This window comes from Nocardia sp. CA-119907, assembly GCF_050955995.1.
In the GTDB taxonomy this organism is placed as follows: Bacteria; Actinomycetota; Actinomycetes; order Mycobacteriales; family Mycobacteriaceae; genus Nocardia.
Map to the genome: position 1 here is coordinate 4,864,325 of NZ_CP192091.1, position 20,900 is coordinate 4,885,224.

General features: G+C 62.9%; 16 protein-coding genes and 1 pseudogene. 3 read left to right on the forward strand and 14 right to left on the reverse strand.

Going from position 1 to position 20,900, the window contains the following annotated elements; translation table 11 throughout:
* Positions 1-92: 92 nt before the first annotated feature.
* The 3 genes from ACQP2D_RS21385 to ACQP2D_RS21395 all read right to left on the reverse strand — a co-directional run bounded on the left by ACQP2D_RS21385 (position 93) and on the right by ACQP2D_RS21395 (position 3,319).
* Complete coding sequence (locus ACQP2D_RS21385) at positions 93-533, reverse strand: YbaB/EbfC family nucleoid-associated protein (protein ID WP_433677682.1); 441 nt, start codon at positions 531-533, stop codon at positions 93-95.
* 38 nt (positions 534-571) lie between these two features.
* Positions 572-2,218 carry a WXG100 family type VII secretion target gene (locus ACQP2D_RS21390; RefSeq protein WP_433677683.1) on the reverse strand — a complete coding sequence of 549 codons (1,647 nt, stop codon included), beginning with the start codon at positions 2,216-2,218 and terminating at the stop codon, positions 572-574.
* 147 nt (positions 2,219-2,365) lie between these two features.
* Positions 2,366-3,319 carry an alpha/beta hydrolase gene (locus ACQP2D_RS21395; RefSeq protein ID WP_433677684.1) on the reverse strand — a complete coding sequence of 318 codons (954 nt, stop codon included), beginning with the start codon at positions 3,317-3,319 and terminating at the stop codon, positions 2,366-2,368.
* A 78-nt stretch (positions 3,320-3,397) separates the two neighbouring features.
* On the opposite strand from ACQP2D_RS21395, the gene ACQP2D_RS21400 reads away from it, so the two are divergent.
* Positions 3,398-3,988, forward strand: coding sequence for a TetR/AcrR family transcriptional regulator (locus ACQP2D_RS21400; protein ID WP_433677685.1), 591 nt, complete (start codon positions 3,398-3,400; stop codon positions 3,986-3,988).
* A 242-nt stretch (positions 3,989-4,230) separates the two neighbouring features.
* Here ACQP2D_RS21400 and ACQP2D_RS21405 read toward each other — a convergent pair whose 3' ends face one another.
* From ACQP2D_RS21405 to ACQP2D_RS21425, 5 genes are all read right to left on the reverse strand, one after another.
* Positions 4,231-5,322, reverse strand: coding sequence for a serine hydrolase domain-containing protein (locus tag ACQP2D_RS21405; protein WP_433677686.1), 1,092 nt, complete (start codon positions 5,320-5,322; stop codon positions 4,231-4,233).
* Between the two features lie 240 nt (positions 5,323-5,562).
* The gene (locus ACQP2D_RS21410; RefSeq protein ID WP_433677687.1) at positions 5,563-7,338 is read right to left on the reverse strand and encodes a gamma-glutamyltransferase family protein; all 1,776 of its coding nucleotides are present in this window, start codon (positions 7,336-7,338) and stop codon (positions 5,563-5,565) included.
* A gap of 183 nt (positions 7,339-7,521) precedes the next feature.
* Positions 7,522-9,240: an aldehyde dehydrogenase family protein gene (locus ACQP2D_RS21415; protein WP_433677688.1), complete on the reverse strand. Its 1,719-nt coding sequence runs from the start codon at positions 9,238-9,240 to the stop codon at positions 7,522-7,524.
* Complete coding sequence (locus ACQP2D_RS21420; protein ID WP_433677689.1) at positions 9,237-10,634, reverse strand: flavin monoamine oxidase family protein; 1,398 nt, start codon at positions 10,632-10,634, stop codon at positions 9,237-9,239. The genes ACQP2D_RS21415 and ACQP2D_RS21420 overlap by 4 nt, the downstream gene beginning before the upstream one ends.
* Positions 10,635-10,898: 264 nt before the next feature.
* Positions 10,899-11,507 (reverse strand): TetR/AcrR family transcriptional regulator, encoded by a 609-nt coding sequence (locus ACQP2D_RS21425; protein WP_433677690.1) that lies wholly within the window; start codon positions 11,505-11,507, stop codon positions 10,899-10,901.
* A gap of 183 nt (positions 11,508-11,690) precedes the next feature.
* Here ACQP2D_RS21425 and ACQP2D_RS21430 point away from each other — a divergent pair, with 183 nt between their 5' ends.
* Positions 11,691-13,205 carry an APC family permease gene (locus ACQP2D_RS21430; RefSeq protein WP_433677691.1) on the forward strand — a complete coding sequence of 505 codons (1,515 nt, stop codon included), beginning with the start codon at positions 11,691-11,693 and terminating at the stop codon, positions 13,203-13,205.
* 1,202 nt (positions 13,206-14,407) lie between these two features.
* Here ACQP2D_RS21430 and ACQP2D_RS21435 read toward each other — a convergent pair.
* On the reverse strand, positions 14,408-14,818 hold the full coding sequence (locus ACQP2D_RS21435) for a hypothetical protein (protein WP_433677692.1): 411 nt from the start codon (positions 14,816-14,818) through the stop codon (positions 14,408-14,410).
* Between the two features lie 132 nt (positions 14,819-14,950).
* On the reverse strand, positions 14,951-15,637 hold the full coding sequence (locus ACQP2D_RS21440) for an iron dependent repressor, metal binding and dimerization domain protein (RefSeq protein WP_433677693.1): 687 nt from the start codon (positions 15,635-15,637) through the stop codon (positions 14,951-14,953).
* Positions 15,638-15,671: 34 nt separating this feature from the next.
* Between ACQP2D_RS21440 and ACQP2D_RS21445 the strand changes: the two are divergent.
* Positions 15,672-15,848 (forward strand): annotated as a pseudogene (locus tag ACQP2D_RS21445) (IS256 family transposase); the annotation flags it as partial.
* 256 nt (positions 15,849-16,104) lie between these two features.
* Here ACQP2D_RS21445 and ACQP2D_RS21450 read toward each other — a convergent pair.
* From ACQP2D_RS21450 to ACQP2D_RS21465, 4 genes are all read right to left on the reverse strand, one after another.
* A complete protein-coding gene (locus ACQP2D_RS21450; RefSeq protein ID WP_433677694.1) occupies positions 16,105-16,992 on the reverse strand; it encodes an alpha/beta hydrolase fold domain-containing protein in 888 nt (295 codons plus the stop codon).
* Between the two features lie 223 nt (positions 16,993-17,215).
* A complete protein-coding gene (locus tag ACQP2D_RS21455) occupies positions 17,216-17,587 on the reverse strand; it encodes a DoxX family protein (protein ID WP_433677695.1) in 372 nt (123 codons plus the stop codon).
* Between the two features lie 347 nt (positions 17,588-17,934).
* Positions 17,935-19,296, reverse strand: coding sequence for a thiolase family protein (locus ACQP2D_RS21460; RefSeq protein ID WP_433677696.1), 1,362 nt, complete (start codon positions 19,294-19,296; stop codon positions 17,935-17,937).
* A gap of 15 nt (positions 19,297-19,311) precedes the next feature.
* Complete coding sequence (locus ACQP2D_RS21465; protein WP_433677697.1) at positions 19,312-20,847, reverse strand: class I adenylate-forming enzyme family protein; 1,536 nt, start codon at positions 20,845-20,847, stop codon at positions 19,312-19,314.
* Between the last annotated feature and the right edge of the window lie 53 nt (positions 20,848-20,900).

The following is a 20,900-nucleotide window of genomic DNA, read 5'->3' on the forward strand; positions in this document are numbered from 1 at the left end:
AATCAATCTGAACACCACATGAGAATTCGCCGTGCTGGCGCCCACTTCCCTGGCGGAGGGGAAATGAGCGGGTTCGTGGCGCCACGCTCCGATCACGAGGCCGCCCCGCCCGGCGTGTAGGTGCCTCGGAAGAATTCGCGGATATCACGGAGTGTGGGCCCTTCACCCAGGATGTCGGTGAGGTCCGGTTCATCGTCGAGGACTACGGCGACTGCCGCCGCGGATTCATCGCTGTATTCCCTGGCGTGGCGCGCGGCCGCCTGCACCGCCTCGACGATCATGTGGCCGAGTTCATCCGGCGGCCTGCGCAGTGCGGCGGCGGTCAGCGACAAATCCGTGAGCACGCCATTGGCATCGACGGTCGCCCGGACCGACCCCTCGGAGGAACTGGCTTGCAGGCGAAGGGTTTCCAGCCGCCGGTGGATCTCGGCGAGCCTGGGCTGCTGTTCTTCGTAGGAATCGATCAGCCCCTCGACCTGGCTACGCAACCCGCTGTTGGCGGAACGCAGGCCCTCACGCTTCCATCGGTCCATTCCTGTGTCCTCTCCGATTCCTGTGCCCTCTGTGGGGCTCATCGCAGGTCCGCCCGCGCCATGACCAGCAGTAAGCGGTGCAAAACCTGATGCGGACCCGGCGCCTGGCCCCCGCGCTCTTCGACGACGGCGAAACCCTCTGCCAGTGCACGGCCGGGATTGAGCACTCCGCCGTCGAAGCAGTGGTCGCCGAGCCCACCGCGCCAGCGTCGATACCCGTCGGATATGTCTCCCAGCGTCCGGCCTTCGGCGCCGGTGGCGCGCAGGTATTCGGTGATCAGGGCACGCTGGGCGATTGGCCGGGCACGGAATCCGCCAGCGAGATCGGCCACTCGGCCGAACTCGCGTAGCATCCGCGCGTGCATCGGCTGGTGCGCTTCGGCGGCGGAGTGCTCTCGTGGTCGGTCGCTCCCGGACAGCAGACCGGGATTCACGACAGCACGGCGGTCGAGGATGATCCACGGTTGCAGCGGTGCTTCGGCCGTCGGCGACGTCTGGACTGCTGCCCGGTTCTCGACACCGGACAGGGCGTCGTCCGTGTCGGCTACCTCGATGCCGTGCAGGGCGATCGAGTATCCGGTGAGCACGGTGTCGACGGCGTCCGCGATTTCTTGGGCGGTCTGCGCGGTGATCCGCGACTCCTCGAATCCGGTGATCCGCAGGTTGTGACGGACCGCCATGGCGGTGATGATCCGCATCGCTTCCTCGTCGGTCACCCGCGGCGGCGGCGATGCCGGAGCCGGTTCCTTGCGCTGCTCGGGTGTCGCGGATGGCTTCGGTGCCTCGCGGCGGCGAGGCGGTGAGATCCGTGGCGGCGCTTGCTGCTCCGGCGATGTTCCGGCGCTCGGATTCGACCAGGGTGTACCCGGTCTCTGCGACACGGCCGGGTCGGAGGCACTCCGGATACGCGGTGCTTCGGGGGTCGCTGCGGCCGGGGTGCGCGCGTTTCCTCCACGATCGGACATCGGGTGTCGGTCGGACAGCAGCGGGGCCGGACTCTGCTGCGACGCGGACGAGTTCAGCTCGGAAGTTGTAGGCCGGTCCGATGTCTGCGGTTGATCGATACCGTCGGCACCGCCTGAATCGTCACCGTTGGAGTTGGCGCCTCCTGGGGCCGCGTGATCCGTAATGCCGCCGGAATTGCTTGCGGGAGAGGCTGTCCCGGTGGGGGAGCCGCCGAATGGGTCCGGGACGTGCTGCTGGGTGCCCCCGCTGGTGTCGGCCTGCGACGGTGATCCGGAAGTCCGTTCTACAGCGGGGGCGGTGCCGATTCCACCCCAGGGTGTTCGCAGGGGCGACGCGACGGACCGGTTCGGTTGGTCGTTCCAGGTCGCCTGCTCCGTCGTAGCGACACCGTATTCCCCGGTTTCCGGGGCCGTGTTTCGCACGACGGAGCCCCCTTCGCGATCCGCACCTTCGAAACTCTCGGCGGCGCTTCGAAGGTTGGCGCTCAGGGCGTGGACATTCTGGACGAGGTCCTCGAGAGCCGCCATATTCTGTTCCGCGCCAGGGACATATGACTCGGCAATCGCCTTGCCGGGTTCGTCATCGCCCCAGCATTCTCCTTCGCGGGCGAGGTCGGCCTTCAACTCCGCCAGTGCACGCGCCGCCTCCTCCGCGCGGGCGAGGAGTTCGGTCGCGGCTTCTCGCAGCTCGCCTGGATCAATGCGCAGCCGCTCGCTCATACACACTCTCCCGTCCGAACACGGTCCGGCGCGTCCATCGTCAACTTTTGCCGTTCTGCAATGCCGCCGACAGCCTGGTCATGCCGGACGGCGGACAACTGATCCACCGGCCGCGATCGAGACGATGCGCAAGCCCCACATTCACCGTCACCGCGGTTGACCGAGGCGAGCTCGGAGGAATTCGCTGATCTCCGCCCGCGCCGCCTCCGCTTGCGGCACGACGCCCGGCATGCTGAGGAAAGCGTGTGGCGCGCCGGGGTATTCGGCCAGCCGGATGGGCGTTCCCGCGGTGCGGAGTTGTTCGGCGTAGGAGCGCCCGTGATCGGCCACCAGATCATCGGTCGGCACCACTACGAGCGCCGGGGCCAGCCCGTTCAGGTCGGCATACAGCGGCGATAGTGTACGAGGATCGGTTCCCGGCGGAACGGCGAAGCGCTGGAACAACTTCAACACCGGCACGGCGAGGGTCGGGCTGTCGCTGCACTCGGAGATCGAGGCATAATCGAACATCGTCTCGGTTACCTCGACAGCGGGGTTCACCAGCACCTGCGCTCGCAGTACCAGGCCGGTCTGCCTGGCCCGGATCGCCGCCAGGGCACAGATCAAGGCGCCGCAGCTCTCGCCGAAAAGGGCGGTCCGCGACGAGTCGATGCCCCACTGCGCGGCATGTCGCACCACATGCTCGATGACGTCCCAGGCGTCGTCGGCGGCCGCCCGCAGTGGCGTTTCCGAGTCGAGCAGGCGATGCTCGACCGATACGACGACTGCGGGCAGCTGCGCGGCGAGATGACTGTTCACCCAGTCGCTCTGCACCGCCGTGCCCACGAAGCCGCCGCCGTGCACGTGCAGCACGAGCGGCAGATCGGCTCGGTTCCCGCGACCACGCGACGGCCGGTACACCCGGACCTGGAGATCACGGCCGGGCAGCGCCAACTGCTGCCATTGGATCTCGGCGTCAGGATCCGGAAGTCCGGTGACCACCCGCGCTTGGTCAGACGCGCGAAAACGGTTCTCCGCGTTGCGGTATGCGATCAGTTCCGCATCCGTCGTCGCCAACCAATCCGGTTGTGCGGGTCGCTCGATCGCCTCGGTCTCGCTCATGGTTGTCCTCCTCGAATCCTCAATTACGCTACCAGAGGTATCGATACTCAAGGTAGCGCAATTAGGTATCATGTGTCCATGAGCCGAGCGACCACGTCCGCCAGACAGCCCGGTCGCCCTCGCGCCGGCGTCAATGCCGAGGTCTTCGCGGCAACGCTGCGCACCGTCCAGGAACTCGGCTACGCGCGCGCCACCGTCGACCGCATCGCTGCCGCGGCTGGCATTGCGAAGACCACGATCTACCGACGGTGGCCGTCGAAGGGCGCGCTGATCGTGGACTGCCTGCTCGATGCGTTCGGCCCGGTGCCGCTGGAGGGCTCGGGTCGCGCCGAGTTGATGGCATCGGCCATCCGGTGGATCGCGGCGAAGATCGGCGAACCCGGAGTCGGCGACGCGTTCGCGGGCGTATTCAGTGATGCCGTCAGCGATCCCGCCCTTCGCGAGGTGCTGTCCGCGCGATTGCAGGACCCGTATCGCCTAGCACTGCAAGAAGCGCTCGGCGAGCCAGAGAACCGGGTCCTGTTCTTCATTGACGCCGTCGTCGGAACCTTACTGCATCGGATGGGAATGACCGGCGAGCCGATGGTCGACGCCGATGTCGACGCACTGGTCGACATGACCCTGTTGTACTTCGCCGAGGTGCCGATCACGCCCAAACTTGATTGTTGATCTCGGGTTCCGAACCGTCTGCCTTGCTTGATGATTCGCCGGACAGGCGGGCGGCCTTCGCCGATCACGTGCGGTAGAGCGTCGCCGTGGGCATGGAGCGCTGTATTACGCGGGGGCGAGGTAATGAACGAACTGCCGGTCGATCACGACCTTGTTGTCCTGCGTGTACCTGGTAGCAAACGTTGCAGCCTTGTTTTGCACTCAGCTGCCGGCCGCGGTGCTGGTTGACTCGAGCGTTTTGCCTATCCACATAGAGACCGCTGTTTGAATCGCGTGAGTGCTTCGTCGATGGCATGTGGCTGCGGAATTCCCGAAGAGTCCAGCCGGTTCCAACGGGCCAGGTTCATCGCGATGGACATCTGCCGTCGGCCGTCGGCGCGGGTGAGCGAGATGGTTTCGGCCCCCCAGACTGTGCCGGAGTGGCCCCAACAAAGGCCGCACTTCGGGAGCTCGGTCGGATGTAGACCGAGTCCGTACTCGATCGTCTGTCCGTTCTGCGCGATGACCGGAACCGTTTCTTTCATTTGGGCCAGCGAAGATGGGCTCACGATCGTTCCGGCGAGCAGCTTGCTGTAAAAGACATTGAGGTCATCGACGGTCGACAGCAGGCCTGCACCTGTGGGAACCCACGACATGTTGTAGACGCTGTAGTCCCGAGGAGGTTCGGCCAATCCGAAGAAGGCCTCGTACATCTTCGAGTGCGGCCCCTGGATGCGTACGTCGTCCGGAAACTTGGTGCGCTGCAACCCTGCCCGTTCGATCACATCGCGAGTAATGCACTCCTCGGCAGTGATACCGGTGAGCTGTTGGAGCAGTTGACCGAGAAGCAGATAGTTGGTGTTGGAGTAGACGCCTGGGGTACCGCCCGGCTCGCCGACTGGCGCTGCCGATACTCCCATCTCGATCAGTTCGCTCGCGTGGAACTGGCGGAACCGATTGTCGTCGATGCTTTCTGGCGACATGCCCAGTAGCGCGGGGAAGCTCCCCAAGGACGGAAACGCGCGGGGAAAGTACTCAGCCAATCCGCTGGTGTGGTTGAGCAACATCCGAACGGTGATCTTGTTGCCGCGTTCTCCCGGGACCAGGTGCGGGAGGAACTGGCCAATCGATGTGTCCAGCGAGATTCTGCCTTGTTCTACCTGCAGGAGGACCGCGGCGGCGGTGAAGGTTTTGGTGATGCTGCCGGCCCGGTGCCACATATCTGCACTCACGGGATGGCCGCTGGCGACATCAGCGACGCCCGAGGCACCGGACCATACTTGCCCGGCGGACCGTACTTCGGCGAATACCCCAGGTATTCCCGCGCGGTGTACCGCGTCGAGCGCGGACTGCAATGCGGTAGCGTCCAGGTCGGATCCTGGGCTCGTCCGGCCTTGCGGGGCAGCCCCCGATTCGGTTGGTGCGGGATCCGCTGCGCTCAACCCCATGCCTACACCGATATTCAGTGGTTTTGCGTTGTCGTCCGTTATCGGTTGTCTTTTCACGATTTTGTTTCTCTCTGGTCGATGGATGGATGTGGTGGAATGCCCATGTCCCGTGCACTGTCGCTTGTCCAGTCATCGGGGTGACGTTGTTCAGCGACCGATCGCGTAACCTTGCATGCCGCGTGGGTTGGCGGCTGCAGAGAGAAGACCGGTTTCGGGGTCGCGGGCGACGGCGCAGAGCCGGCCCTCGGACCACGGTTCGTTCACGGTGATGCGGTGGCCGCGCCGGCGGAGTTCGGTGAGGACACCATCTCCCACGCGGGACTCGATGACTACGCCTCCTGGGGTCATCGAGCGCGGGTAGAACGAGCCGGGGAAGCTGTCGTTGTGCCAGTTGGGCGCGTCGACAGCGCCCTGCAGATCCCAACTGCCACAATGTTTTTCGCGGAGTGCGACGGCCAGGAAGAAGTGAATGCTCCATTGGTCCTGTTGATCGCCGCCGGGCGTACCGAACGCCAGAACGGGTTCCCCGTCTCGCAGGGCCAGCGATGGGCTGAGGGTAGTGCGCGGGCGACGGCCGGGTGCAAGGGAGTTCGGCAGGCCGGGTTCCAGCCATGCCATCTGCAGTCGTGTGCCGAGTGGGAACCCCAGCTCCGGCACTACTGGATTCGACTGTAGCCAGCCACCGCTAGGGGTAGCCGCGACCATATTTCCCCATCGGTCCACGACATCGATATGACAGGTGTCGCCACGCGTCGCCCCGCTGCGGGAGACCGTGGGCTCTCCGGCACCCAGTGGAATCTGTGCTGGTGCAGTAGATATCGCATGTCGACTCAGTCGGGGGGGACGGCCGGCCGGGCTACCTGGGCGCAGTTCGTAGGACGCGTCCGGGCCGATGAGGCCACGTCGCACGGTGTTGTAGGACGGTGAGAGCAAGGCCTCCAACGCTATGTCTGCGCTGTCGCCGTACCAGGCCTCGCGGTCAGCCATGGCAAGTTTCGAACTCTCGATCAGGGTGTGGTAGTAGTCGGCCGTTCCGTAGTTCAGCTGGTCGGGTAGCAGGGCGAGCTGTTGCAGGAAGACCGGACCCTGACTCCACAAGCCGGGCTTGGCGATCGTCCAGCCATTCCAGGTGTAGGTTGCCGGTTCCTCGTACGTCGCAGCGTAATTCGCCAAATCGTCACCCGTCAGAGTGCCCGCGTGGCGCTCACCTGAAGTGTCCATGACGGGTTGCGTCGCTGCGGAGGCCAGCGCCTCGCCGATGAACCCCTCTCGCCAAATTCGCCGGGCCGCTTCGATCTGCTCCTCACGGCCCATACCCGTGGTCTGGGCCAGTAACCGCCGCCAGGTTTGCGCCAGGGTTGGATTCTTCAGCAATTGCCCAGGCGCGGGGGGTTTCCCGGACGGCAGATACACCGTGGCGGAGGTGGTCCACTCGGTCTCGAACAGATTCTGCACCGTGGAGATCGTCACCGCGACATCTTCGAGAACGGGGTGTCCGTGCTCGGCGTACCCGATGGCGTATGCCATAACCTCGGCGAGCCGTTTGGTTCCGTGGTCACGCAGAAGCAACATCCAAGCGTCGAACGCGCCCGGTACTGCCGCAGCCAAGGGACCTGTCCCCGGTACCAGATCAAGGCCCAAGTCGGTGTAATGCTCGATCGTCGCCCCCGCAGGTGCGGGACCCTGTCCGCAGAGCACCTTGGGCTCTTCGCCCGTCGGCGCGAGAATGATCGGCACCTCACCGGCTGGGCCGTTCAGATGCGGCTCGACGACATGAAGCACAAACGCCCCGGCAACAGCAGCATCGAACGCGTTTCCGCCGTCTTCGAGAATCGCCATCGCCACCGCCGACGCGAGCCAGTGCGTGGACGACACCATCCCGAAACTGCCCCGCAAGGTGGGGCGCGTGGTGAATGAACTCACATTAACCTCCGAGAAGTCGGTCGTATGACTCGACCATAAAACGGTAAGTGGTAGCAGCTTAGGCCGCAACCAGTTCGGACTTTCAATACATATGACTGAGTTACTCGATCAGGTGCGTCGATGCCTGCGTTGTCGGGTGCCGCGTTTGCCTGTCGGCGCCCTGCGCGCGTGCGCAGGCCGGGGTTAGCCGCGTAGGGCGGATGCGAAGATGGCGGGGAGTGCGCGCCAGCTTGGGTGTGCAGCGAATTCGGTAAGTCTGCGGCCAGTTGTGGCTGCGGTTTTGTTGGTGACGAACCAGGGTGGCTTGGGCGACATGGTCATTTCGCCGTGCAGAACCGATCGAGGGGCGGGCCGGAAAGGCCCCGTGACGACGGTGCGTTCGATGTGGTCGAGGAGCAAGGCGTTGTGCACCACGCCGATTCCGCTCTGCACGTCTTCGGGGGTGTGTCCGGGAAAGGCGCCCCACGTGGCTCGGGGGGTGAGGTAGCCGACCGCCGTCCAGGCGTTTACGCCCACCGTTCCGTAGCGCAGTTCGGCGATGGCCGTACGAAGTCGACTACCGAGTTCGGCGATTGTCTTCGGATGAACGATGAGGTTGGCGCCGAGGGTGCCGTGCAGTCGGCGGTTGGCGGCGGCGACTGCGTTGTCGAGGAATGCAGCGCCGGTGCCGGGTATCTCGGCAATTCCGAGCACCGGGCCGAAATACTCGGTGGAGAAAGCCGGTTCGTTCGGGTCGGTCAGGTCCAGCCCGGTCAATAGTGTGCGCCCGGTGCCGAATCGCTCAGCGGCTGAGTGCAGGACGCGGGCGGAGCGGATGCGGTCCGCGGTGCCTGGATACCAGGTCGGTCGGGTAGGAGCGTTGCCCAGCACTTGCCTGAGCTCACTGAGGAACTCGTCCTTTTGCGCCCAGTCGGAACTGAGGATGACGATCTGCGTGGCTATACAGTTCGAGCCGCTGTTGTGCAGGCGCTGGGTAGCGACGTGTTCGGCCTGAAACCTGAGATCGGCTGTGGACCATTTGCCGGGCACGACAATGGTTGGGCATATGCCGCCGAGTTCGCTGGTCATCGGTTTGCCAAGGGCCGGTGTACCGGCGGCTTTCGCTGCGACGGCTGCCGGTCCGGATCCCCAGACAATCGCGTCGTGCGTGGTCTCACTCCCAGTCATGTGGACAGCCGCCACACCGGGGTGATTCGACAGCGCTGCACCGACGGCCGGTCCACCAGTGACGATCTCGACCAGGTTGCGGTCGATCAACGGTTTGAAGACCGCTCGAAAGACTTCCTCCAGCGCGTCGGTAGTCGGGTTGAGTTTCAGCACCACCGTGCGGTTTTCGGCGTAGAGCTGGTACAAAACATCGAGTGGCGGGATGGAGAAGATGTTTCCGGCGCCGAGGACAAGTGCGACACCGCGGGTCTGTTCGGGCGTCCTCTGGCCGAGTCCGGCGGCCGCGCGTAGCTCTGCTTCGGTGGTGCCCGGCGTCGACCACAGTTCTGCGTGAAAACCGTTGAGGAGTAATCTGTCGAACATCCCGTGCGGAAGTACTTGGACGGTGAGACGCCCGCCCGGTGCGGTCCCGAGCCGGTAGCCATCCAGTATGCTGGACCCCTCTACCAGTCGTAGCAGGCTGGTCTGGAGCGCTTGGGCGTATCCGATCAGGGCGTACGGTCCGCTGATCCATTCCTCTCCGACGAGCGGCGAGTCAGGCGAAAGCTGCTTGATCCAGGTGGCGATGTCGACCCATTCCTGTGCGTGGATCGCGGTCGCCGCGCAGACTTCCAGGAGTAGATCTCGACGTTGACTCAAGGATGTGGCGCCCCAGGCGCCCTCTCCTGCGGCGAGCCGGTGAACGACGGCATCGATGTCCAGCGCGGGGCTGCTGGCGGCATGGTTGGCTGTCATCTTTCTCGGATCTCCGTCTCGACCGGGGACGCGCCGCTCGTCTTCCATGGGAGCGTGGTGAGGATTTCGTCGGCGGCACGATGGCCGGAGCGAATCGCGCCGTCCATGTAGCCGTTCCATGTGTCGGCGGTTTCTGCTCCGGCCCAATGGATGCGGCCGACCGGCTCGGCCAGGGCGGTGCCGTATTGGGTCCAGACACCGGCGGCGAGTCGGCCGCCATAGCAGCCGCGGGTGAACTCCTCGGCGGTCCAGTCCTGCTCCACGATGTCGAACGGATGCGCTGCTTTCGGGCCGAAATACTTGACAAGTGCTGTCACGATGAGTTCGCGGCGTTCCTCGGCCGTCTTGCGGTTGGCGACGCGCGCGTGCGCGCCCTCCAGGAAACCGACCAGTACACCGCAGGAGGAGTCGTGCGGGGAATTATCGAGGACGACACTGAATTCGTCATCGAGACTCAGAACGAATCCGTTGAGGCCGTCTTTCCGCCAGAACGGGCTGTCGTAACCAACCTGGAACTTGATCACCGACCCTGCTGGCATCTGCTGCGTGAGTCCGTCACGAAGCGCGGGCAGAGGTGGCAGGTAGCGAATTCGCCCTGCCAATGTTTGTGGAACTGCAACGATCACCTGCTGCGCTCGCACGCTGCCGCCTTCGAATTCGACGGTCACGCCGTTCTCGTCCTGGCGAATGGTCCGTACCACGGCATCCAGCCGGACAGCATCGCCCAGGTCTTCGGCCATGCGCTCGCTGATCTGATGGGTGCCGCCAACCACTCGCGTTTCCTGAGCGCCGCCGGTAGTCGCGACGAGCGTTGCCAGGCTGGTACCGGAATTGACGTAGAAAAGGAAATGCAGTAATGACAATTCTGGAGATTCGGCGGAGAACAACGCTGGCACCAGGAGACGGAAGAATCGCCTCGCGATGCTGTCTCGAGTGTTCGCTACCAGCCAGGCATCGAGCGTCTGCCGATCCAGCACGGCGGCGTCCCGGCTTTCCCAGGGAGACCCGGACGTGACAGCCGCGGCCATAGCCTCCAATTGCTCCCATAGTCGTCCGACCTCGGATGCAGACTCCAGAGGGAGCCCGAATGTCTCATCGTCGTATCGCACGACCTTCCCATCGAATACGGTTGTCGCGCTGCCATTGTCGAAAGTGGGGAAGGTCTGTAGTCCCAGCTCATCGATGAGGTCGAGCACCTCCTGTTGGGTTGGGCCTATCCACTGACCGCCCATTTCCACCGGAACGCCGTTGCTGAGGAATCCGCCCAAGGTGCGCCCCCCAACCCTGCTCCGAGCCTCGAGTACCTGCACAGTGTGGCCGGCGGCAGACAACCTCCGGGCGGCGCTCAAGCCTGCAAGTCCGGCGCCTACCACGGCGACGTCGACAGTATCCATATCTCACCTCTCGCAAGTCGGTCGTATGACTGACTTTAGCGAGCGTACGTCTGTGATGCTTATCGCCGCAAGACTTCACGGGCGTGAAACTCATACGTACGACCGGCTCGAGATAAATCGTGGGGGCGAGTCGTCCTCCTATCGTGTGAACTGGTTCGGGTCCCGGATGGACGAGGTGTGTGCCGTGTTCGCGGGCGGTATTGCCTGTAAAACACGCGAAGCACCAGTACAGCCGGGCGGACTTCGCCTTGGTATTGAGGGGCGCTATGCGTGACGTTTTGCTGCGGCCAGCCCAACGAGCATGTCGAGGGTTGTCTCCAGGTCTTCGCGTGATCTGACCTCGTTGGGGTCGCACACGTGCTGCATGATGAGGCCGTCCATGCAGGCGACTATCACTCTGGCGAGCCTGCCGAACGGAACTGCGCATGTCTCACCTGCATTGTGTGCCGCCTGTTGGCACCACTGGGCGACAATGCTGGAGTACCGCTCGTATTGCCATCGGGCAAGGCTCGCGTGGCCCGGCTCGCGCAGGGCGTAGGTGGTCAATTCATATTGCATGATCTGCAGATTGGTCTGGTCGACGACGAGCATCTCCCAGAAGCTGGTCAGGCCTCGCCGTATTGCGTGATCGAGCCCCTTTTCCAGCTCGGCGGCTCCTTCGAGCACCGCCGCGATCTCATCGACCACATCGCCGATGACCGCGCGCAGCAGTTGCTCCTTCGTGGGGAATACGTACTGCAAGGTCCCTAGGGGAACCCCCGCCTCCGCGGCGACCGCGCGCATAGACGTACGCGCTACTCCGTTGCGGGCCAGGGCGGCCCGGGCGGCGGTCAACATCTGCTGGCGGCGAACCGACGCTTCGACGTAGGTCATAGCAACTCCCTCTCAGTCTCTTGACTGAAATTCTGCCATATGGGTTGCAGGCAGTCCGAAACGCCCTTATTGTGACTTGAACAACAGTCAGTCGTATGACTTGAAGTTGTGTTATCTGAACCATCTTGCGCGTGCGCACGGCAACGGATGACCCGACACGCGCCGTAGAGAGAAGACAAAGCCATGCTGGAGTCCACTCCTTCCGAGCAGCATCGGACCGCCGGCGGTGCGATGGGCACAGTCGATATCGTTTTCTTCGTCCTGGCTGGGGTTTCCCCAATGGGGGTAGTGGTCGCGCTGCTGACGCTTTCCATCGCACGGGGCAACGGTGCCGGAGTTCCGGGTACGTATCTCGTGGCAGCTGCAGTCCTGGCGCTGTTCAGCGCCGGGTATGTGCGGGTCAGTAGACGGATCGTCAGCGCGGGTGGTTTCTATGCGTTCGCACAGCAGGGCCTCGGGCGCCGTGTCGGCGGCGCTACGGCCTACGTGGCGCTGATCTCCTACAACGCAGCAGCGGTCGGTGTCTTCGGCGCTGTGGCCTACTTCGGCAGCCAGGTGGTCACAGCATTGGTGGGCACCAGCGTGTCATGGCAGGTCTGCGCGGTTGTCGCGTTCGTGGCCGTGGCGGCGTTGTCGTATTTCGAAGTTACCGTCAGTGCGAAGGTGCTCGGAGTCGCGCTGGCAGCAGAAGTCCTGATTCTGCTCGCCTTCGATGCCGTAATCCTGGTGCGCAACGGTTTTCACGGCTTCTCACCTCGGGTGTTCGAACCGACTGTCGTAATGGGCGGCGGTTTCGGGGTCAGCCTGATGCTCGCGTTCGGTTCGTTCGTCGGGTTCGAGGCCACCGCTCTCTATGGTGAGGAAGCCCGCGATCCGCGCCGGTGCGTGCCGCGGGCGACATACATCTCGCTTGGCATCATCACGGGTTTCTATCTCATCACCACATGGGCGGCGATTTCGGCGTATGGGTTCGACGGTGCCCAGGCTGCCGCACGCGCGGACACAGAGAACTTCATTTTCGCCGCCAGCAGCGGCTATGTCGGCGAGGGCTTCACCGAGGTTATGGAGATCCTGGTGGTTACCAGCCTATTCGCCGCATTCCTCGCTTTCCACAGCAATACGGCTCGCTACCACGTCGCGCTTGCTCGCGACGGTCTGCTTCCGCGTTCTCTTGCCCGTATTCACCGGCGGTATGGCTCTCCCGTGACCGCGAGCGCGTGGCAACTGGGCTTGGTTGCGGTAGTGACGACTGCTTTTACTGCGACCGGCCACGACCCGTATCTGAGCATGGGGATCAGCTTGTACGGTCTCGGCGTCCTTGGGATCGTCCTGCTGCAGGGCGTGGCCGCCGCCTCGATCGTGGGTTACTTCAGCCGCCACCGTCAGCACGAGTCGATCTGGGGCAGCATCGTCGCCCCGGCTGCCGGAGGCATGGGTCTGTTCGGTGGCCTGGTCCTGATGATCCTCAACTACTCCACGTTGACCGGCAGCGACCTTGCCTGGATCAACTCACTGCCTTGGGCTCTGCCGGTCGCCGCTGTTATAGGGGCCATCGCCGCTGGCCGACGGACCGCGCCACGACCGGTTGCTGAGGCAGCCCTACCCTGCACGTCGGCCTCGGCCGACGACGTCGACAGCACGATTACCGCTGACACGCGCTCACCTCGACCAGCGCCCGCGCCGGTCGAGGATCAGTAGCTGCGGCGGTGAGAAAAGCAGCGGAGGAACTCTAATGCCGACAAGGAATGTTCTATATAGAACTGGCATTTTCGCATCTACGCGAGACTCAGCTCTGCCGAACCGGATCCCACTTCGTACGGCGAGTACATTCCGTCTTCCCGTGATCCGTCGGACAGCAGGTCGGTCTCACTCGACGGGCCCGACTGCGATCACCTCCGAACCGTCGGCGTTGCGGCCGCGTGCCCCATGAGCGCTGAGGTTCGATTGAGGCAGGCTGTAGCTGCACCACTCATGCCTGACGAGTCCCCTCAGAGGACCGATGAAACCAGTTCTGGAAATTCACGAGCTGCACGGGCCGCAGCAACCGGAGAGAGAGTCTGGACGTGCCGCAGCTTGAATGCCAATGCTCGCCCATTTCGATAACAAGCCCAAGGTGCCCGCACAGTGCTATCGATTCGAAGTTTATCGGTAGAGGCACTTGGCCCATTGGAAACAGTTCCGAGTGATGTAGGTGAACCGTTGTGGAATGCCACCTCACTGTACAACTCGATAAGGGTGCGCCGCTTCATTATCGGGCCGAAAGGTGCGTGGCAGAGGCCTTCGCCGACGCCGCTGCCTACCTGGCCAAAGTGACAATAGACGATCGAGTCAATGCGGTGTTGCCGATAATGCCGTGCCAGCGGCTGTGGAAATAGTTGATTCGAGCTGGTGCTGGTCCAATCACGGACCCACTGCTGGAGAATTGTGCCGTGGGCTCGTGCAAACGATGTCGCCATCGCCGCTGCACGATCCCCGGCGAAGGCGGTGGCCCCCGCGGTGTGATTCGAGGTAACGCGACAATTCGAGGTCAAGAGAAGGCCATGAGGCTCGACTGCGCGCGAGCCGAGGGATGAAAGAGTTTCCGAGAAAATGGTCAACACATATTGCTACCGCTGCGGAGATGAATTGGACTCGCTGCGCGACCGTCGTCACGGTATCCACAGACAGTGCCCAGCTCGGTCCAAAGCTCGAGAATCTCGGCTGAATTCAGCTGATTTGGCGGCTATCGCGGCATGGCTGAACCCGAAGAACCAACACCTGTCTGGACAAATGGGTGCCGAGTAAGTTCTGGAAGTCGGCGCGCCGGCCGTGCCTCGAGATACTAACAGCGGCAAGAACGAGCACGCAGTCGGTGTCGTCGCGGTCGGCGCAGCGTGTGATATTCGGCGGCTCGGCCGGTGTCACGGCGCCCAGGCGCCTTCCGCCATCTCGTGCACAAAGCGCCATTTCAACCCGTTTCGTCCCAGCGGGTCGGTTAGCAGCAGTGCAGTCACCAGACGGGACGACGAGAGGTCTGGGGTATGATGAATCTCCCGGAATCGTACCAACACACAATAGGTCGATTGATGCAATACGCTGACATCGCGAATGTCTATCGTCATGCCGGGTGCCGAGTATCCGATTTCATCGAGAAGATAGTGTAGCTGTTGATGTGATAGCGTCGATCCATCGATGGAAATCTGTGAGAATTCGGAGTGCAATTGAGTCACGAATCTGTTTCGAGCTTCGAATTCATCGGGTGAGCCGATCCATCGAGCAAGATCGGAATGCATATCGTTGATCTCGTCGATAATCGAGATATTGGAAGTCATCCTGGTCACCTCACAAGGTTCTTTGTTGCGAAAATCGAATCGGTACTCGCGCGTCGCCTATTGGTACACCGGTCAGTCACCGTAGATATCTCGTTGATAGCTGGTAGGCGACGGTCTTGCGGCGCTTGCTTATCAAGCCAACATTCCGTGGACCGCGTGGGCCATTTCGTCGGACAGTTCGAAACCGACGTGTCCGGGCGTCGAGATGATCACCACACCCGGCTTCGTCTCGACGGTCACGCGGGCGTCGGGGACCACCCCCGCCTTGTGTAGTTGACCGATGACGTCCGGATCGGCCTGGATATGTTCCGACAGCCGGCGCACCACCACCGCCGACACCTGGCCGGGCGGCAGGTCGGAGAGCCGGACCAGGGTCTCCTCACCGGAATTGGGGGAGTTGACGCCGAGTTCGTCCAGGCCGGGGATGGGGTTGCCGTAGGGGGAGGTGGTGGGGTATTTGAGGACCTCGAGCAGTCGCAGTTCGACCTCCTCGCTCATCACGTGCTCCCAGCGGCAGGCTTCGGCGTGCACGTTCTGCCAGTCGAGTCCGATCACGTCGACGAGGAACCGTTCGGCCAAGCGGTGTTTGCGCATCACCGCCACGGCCACGGCGCGGCCCTTGTCGGTGAGTACGAGGTGTCGGTCGCCGGCGACCATGAGCAGACCGTCGCGCTCCATCCGCGCGACCGTCTGACTCACCGTCGGGCCGCGCTGTTCGAGGCGTTCGGCGATACGCGCCCGCAGCGGTACAACGCCCTCCTCCTCGAGGTCGTAGATGGTACGGAGGTACATCTCCGTGGTGTCGACCAGATCCTTCACCTGTTACCCCTTCCGAGGATGCGGCTTTTGGTTCCGTTGCTGGTTCCACAAATCCGCGAATGTCCTTGCTGCGCTTGCGAAGTCCGCCCATTCGGGTGCGAACACGGCGATGAAGTACATCTACAACGCCAAGGCGCAACTCGCGGTGAGAGCGTTCGAAATCGATTACGGCGCGAAATATCCCAAAGCGGTCGCGAAGATCCCGAACGAACGTCGCCCCAAACAGACCGAACCACAGGTTTTGACAATTTCTCCAGCGAGCCGCCGGGCCGATCTGTTCCGGACACCCCCGCGGCCCCTGTCGTAGCGCTTTGGAAGCCAGCGGGAGAAAGTCCGCAGCAGGCTCCGAGTCCTCTGGTGGCCACTGGCGTGGTTGTTTTCGCGGTAGCGGGGTGTGATGGTGCGGTTGTCAGTGTGAGGGTTCCCCCGCTAATCCAGAGAAGCCCCTCCGGGAAAGCGGGGGTGCCTCAGTGGGTTCGGCGGCAAGCGTTGATGATGATGTCGGTGGCTGCGTGTCCTTCGGGGGTGGGCATGAGTGCGTAGTTGTGGACCAGTCCGGTGCCTTCGTGGTAGTCGATGGAGACGCCGGCGTCGCGGGCGCGGGTGACCAGGGTCCGTGCGTCGGTCAACGCCATCTCTCTGGTTCCGCAGAACACGGTCAGCGGTGGTAGTCCTGCCACAGGGCCGAACAGCGGGCTCACGCGAGGGTCGCGGGTGTCGAGATCGTCGGCATAGAGGCGGCCGATCTCGACCAGCCCGGGAGCCTGGTGGAACGGGTCGTCATCGGCCAGCGCCGCCTGCGCCGGGTCGGACAGGCTCATGTCCAGCCACGGCGAGATCAGCACGACCCGCGCCGGTAGCGGCTTGCCCTGCGTCAGCAAAGCCTGCGTCGCGGCCAGGGCCAGGCCCGCGCCGGCGGAGTTACCCATGATGATGGTATTTTTCGCGCCACGCCGCTCGATCGTGCGGGCCAGGATCTCCGCGGCGGTAGCGACCATGTCGATCGCGTGCGCCTGCGGCACCAGCGGATACACCGGCATCACGCACTCGGCCGGTACCGAGGTGTTGAGCTTGCGCACGAAACTCCAATGCGGCCGCTTGACCTCACCGATGAAGCCTCCACCATGCATGAAAACCACCGTGACATCCGCCGCCACGGCACTCGGGGTCACCCGATACACCGGCCACGAATCCACATCCTCACGCACCACCGAGGCCGCCTTGCTCACAAAACCCGGAACCTGCACCGGCTTGGCCTTCCGGTCCCGCTTCACCAGCGCAGCATGCAAACCCTCAGCGCTACCGAGCATCTCCCGCTGACCACCCGCCTTCAATAGCGCGGTCACAGCCCTCATACGAAAACTAGGCCGAACACGGCCCCCATCTACAGCCATAACACTTCCCTTCCTCGCAAACGAACAAACCAGACACCAGCCGACAAATAGCCTTCGCGAATTGTGATTCGGCAGTCGGATCCAGGTCGCGGACTTATTTACTTATCCCGACCACTTTGTGGCCGAGGTTGCTGAGCCGTACGCCTTCACGGCGAGAGCCTCGCAGACAAACAGATGAATCGGGCTACCACCCGTAAGGCCCGAATCTTCCCCACGCAATCACCGCAGCCACAACGAATAGGATGGCTACAATCGCCACGCCACGCAGCTCTTTGCGACGGATGTGGAGAATGGCGGCAAGCAACGAGAATATCGCCAGACCGGCTGCTGCAATTGGTGTCAAGACCGGAGCGATACCGGTCGCGGCCGGGGCGATCAGTCCGATTGCGCCGACAACCTCCACCAAACCGATGAACCAGACGGTCCCCTTGGACACATCCTGCATCCAGGTGTAAGTCTCGGCCAGCTTGTCCTTTGGCTGCGCTAGTTTGCCGAGACCGGACATCCCCACCACGGCGGCAAGGACCCCTTGCAGGCCCCATAAGAAGATACTCATTTGAAGTCTTTCTGATTCAACATACCGACTGGATGCAACCACCAAAAGCGCTACATCTACGACCGAGGCGCAGGGAGAATATCGATCTGCCTCAGGTGCGAGGCGACGTCGACAACGCCCAACGTTCCCACTGACATCGACGAAGCAGGAGCACCGAATGTCAGGTGGCGACGTGCCGGGCTCTCCTTTCCTGCGCCGACCTGCCCGACGCGGCGGGCGATGGCCTTCATCAGGGCCCGTGGGAGCGAGCTGTAGACCCTTGAGGCTGCTGGGCAGACGTCGCGAGTCGCAATGTCGTGTTTGGTCAGGTGCTGTTGTCGTCGCCGTAGCGGGTCGAGGTTCTCCAGTTAGGTAGCCAGCACGACGACCGAGGCGGCTGCCGGATCATTCCCCAGGAAGCCACCGGCGTTCTCGGCGATGGCCACCCGAGCGTTCGGGACCTGGCGATCGCCACAACGACCTCGCAGCTGGTCTGTGAGTTCAGCCAGTTGCGCCAACCCGGTGGCACCGATGGGATGCCCCTTGGACAACAGCCCTCCGCTCGGATTGACGACATGCTTACCGCCGAGTCGCGTCTGGTTGGAGTGCAGGAGTTTTCCCGCATCGCCGATCTCACACAGTCCGAGTTCTTCGTACGCGATGAGTTCCGCTGGAGCAGCTGCGTCGTGCAGCTCTATGACCTGCGCGTCTTCCGGGCCGATCCCTGCCTTCTCGTAACTTGCGCGCGCCGCTCGAGTGACGGCCGGCAGGCTTCCGTCCGCACGGTCGATTCCGCTGACCAAGGTGTAGCCGCGGATTGTGACGGAATCGGCGCCGATGCGTTTGACATACTCGGCGGAGCAAACCACCACAGCTGCCGCGCCATCACCGATGGGTGAGCACATCAGCAAGGTCAACGGGGCCGAGACCATGCGACTGTCGAGGACTTGCTGCCGCGTCAGTGGCTCGCGAAACTGTGCCTTTGGGTTCAGGGCGGCGTGTTCACGGTTCTTCACTGCAACGTTCGCAAAATCGGTCGCGGAAATTCGACCGGAGGACATGAAACGACGCGTGTTCGCAGCATAGACATCCATAAATGGCGAACTCCTCCTGTCGCCGGAATCGAGATCTGGGCCGAGTTCGATTCCTGCCCGTCGGAAGTCATCGGGCTGAAGCAGGTCCATGGCGGTACCGATGGCTGCGAACGACCGGGCCTTCTCGGGATGGGAAAGTTTCTCGGCACCCACTGCGATCGCGATGTCAACAGACCCTGACTCCACAGCTGCTGCCGCCAACTGAAATGCGGTAGAGCCCGAAGCACATGCATTCTCTACGTTGACCAGCGGTTGTCCCAGCAATCCTGTATTTCTCAGCGCAGACTGACCTCTAATCATTTCTTGACCGGTGAGCAGCCCGGCCACCCCATTGGCAAAGAACACGCTTTCAATTTCGTCCGGTGAGACTCCTGCGTCCGCTAGCGCATCGGATACCGCCTGCTCCGCCAGTGACCGTATAGTAGAGTCCGTAAAGCGCCCAAAGGAGGTTGTCGCCGCTCCAATTATTCGCGCGTTGGCCATTTTTTCTCCAGTACTGAATGAATAGAGGATTCGCCCGAAGACCTCACCGGACGATGGGTTCTGATCCGCGCCGGCCCCAAGGCCGCGGCCACGATCTCTCACAGCAAGCATTTTGGCCATGAATTTCTGAGGCAGCTTATCGGATGCGGTCACGACGCTTTTCGTCGGCTATGCCCCGGATACGCGACTCTCGCGGTCGTTCCAATACGGTTCGCGCAACTGTTTGCGCAGCAATTTCCCCACCACGCTTTTCGGGAGTGGTTCGGTTCGAATTTCGACGCGGCTCGGCTTCTTGTACGAGCCGAGTCGTCGTTTGCACAGGTCGATGATCTCGTCTTCGGTAACAACGTAGTCCTGTTGCACGGTGACCACCGCCATTGGCGTTTCCCCCCAGCGCTCATGGGGGATGCCGAAAACCGCGGCCTCCAGTACAGCGGGATGATCCTCGATGACGGTTTCGAGTTCGGCAGGCCAAATGTTGAATCCGCCCGAAACGATCAGGTCCTCTTCCCGATCGAGGACATACAGGTATCCGTTCTCATCGAGACGCCCGATGTCTTTCGTGCGAACCCATCCGTCGACCAAACGGCTCTCGGTGAGCTTTGGATCACCCCAGTAGCTGCGAATCTGGCCTTCGACTCTGGCTACGATTTCTCCCTCGGCTCCGATCGGAAGCACCTTTCCGTCCCGGTCCCAGATCTGTACTTGGGCGTACGGCAATACTCGACCGGCGGACCGCATCGGCGTCGAGCCCTGCACTGTCCCGAACCACTCCCTGGGTCCCATACCGGCGATCGGGACTGCCTCTGTTTGCCCGAAACCTTGGAACAAGGTGTTGCCGAAGGCTTTCTTGCCGAGCAAAGCGGTGGCGTCCGTGATGGGCGCTCCGCCGACGACGATCGATCGAAGGTTCGGCCACTGTCGCTGCGCGTCTGGGTGACGCGCAAGTGCGGCGAGCAAGCTCGGCGATGCGAACATGTGACTCACTCGGTCGTGCACCATCATCGACAGCACCTTGCCGGGCTCGAATTTTCCGAAGACGAGATTTGACGCGCCGGCCAGCCAACCAGGCAGGAACAGATAGCCCGAAGCGTGGGAGATCGGCCCGGCATGGCCGACCACACTGTCCGTGTCGATCCGTTCGATCAAACCTGCCCAGTTGCGGCAGTTGAGGACCCAGTCATGGTTGGTATAGCCAACCCCTTTCGGTTTGCCGGTGGTGCCCCCGGAGTGGCGGATGATGTACCAGGCGTCGGGCTCGACCGGAATCAGCGGGTCGATTGCATCCTGTTCGGCGAGCCATGTCTCGTAGTTCTCGTCGCGAACCAACAGGTGCTGCAAACTGTCGACTTGATCGGTCAGATCGCGAACCGACGACGCGTAGACATCATCGGTCAGTAAGACCTTGGCATCGGTACCAGCCACCATGTGCGCATGCGCCTCGCCGGAGTTGCGAGGGTAAAGAGGTACTCGTACTGCACCGGCGATCGCGCACCCCAGGACCGTGTCCACGCATCCCAGGTTGTTGTCCTCCAGGCTCGCGACACGGTCACCTGGCCGGATTCCCATCTCCCGAAGCCCGTTGGCGAGCCGCACACCGCGTTCCCACGCCTGCTCGAAGGTAAGACTCTGTTTCTCGGTGATGATCGCGGTGTACTTGGCGCCGAACTCGGCGGCCTGGCGCATGAGCGTCGTCACGTCCATCGTTGGATCCTCCATGCTCTTTCCCTAACGACAAGGATCACGAAGGTCTCCGC

Excerpts from the sequence above, each read along its gene's own strand:
- ACQP2D_RS21385 (WP_433677682.1), bottom strand. The coding sequence starts at position 533 with ATGGACCGATGGAAGCGTGAGGGCCTGCGTTCCGCCAACAGCGGGTTG.
- ACQP2D_RS21390 (WP_433677683.1), bottom strand. The coding sequence starts at position 2,218 with ATGAGCGAGCGGCTGCGCATTGATCCAGGCGAGCTGCGAGAAGCCGCG.
- ACQP2D_RS21395 (WP_433677684.1), bottom strand. The coding sequence starts at position 3,319 with ATGAGCGAGACCGAGGCGATCGAGCGACCCGCACAACCGGATTGGTTG.
- ACQP2D_RS21400 (WP_433677685.1), top strand. The coding sequence starts at position 3,398 with ATGAGCCGAGCGACCACGTCCGCCAGACAGCCCGGTCGCCCTCGCGCC.
- ACQP2D_RS21415 (WP_433677688.1), bottom strand. The coding sequence starts at position 9,240 with ATGACAGCCAACCATGCCGCCAGCAGCCCCGCGCTGGACATCGATGCC.
- ACQP2D_RS21420 (WP_433677689.1), bottom strand. The coding sequence starts at position 10,634 with ATGGATACTGTCGACGTCGCCGTGGTAGGCGCCGGACTTGCAGGCTTG.
- ACQP2D_RS21425 (WP_433677690.1), bottom strand. The coding sequence starts at position 11,507 with ATGACCTACGTCGAAGCGTCGGTTCGCCGCCAGCAGATGTTGACCGCC.
- ACQP2D_RS21430 (WP_433677691.1), top strand. The coding sequence starts at position 11,691 with ATGCTGGAGTCCACTCCTTCCGAGCAGCATCGGACCGCCGGCGGTGCG.
- ACQP2D_RS21435 (WP_433677692.1), bottom strand. The coding sequence starts at position 14,818 with ATGACTTCCAATATCTCGATTATCGACGAGATCAACGATATGCATTCC.
- ACQP2D_RS21450 (WP_433677694.1), bottom strand. The coding sequence starts at position 16,992 with ATGAGGGCTGTGACCGCGCTATTGAAGGCGGGTGGTCAGCGGGAGATG.
- ACQP2D_RS21455 (WP_433677695.1), bottom strand. The coding sequence starts at position 17,587 with ATGAGTATCTTCTTATGGGGCCTGCAAGGGGTCCTTGCCGCCGTGGTG.
- ACQP2D_RS21465 (WP_433677697.1), bottom strand. The coding sequence starts at position 20,847 with ATGGACGTGACGACGCTCATGCGCCAGGCCGCCGAGTTCGGCGCCAAG.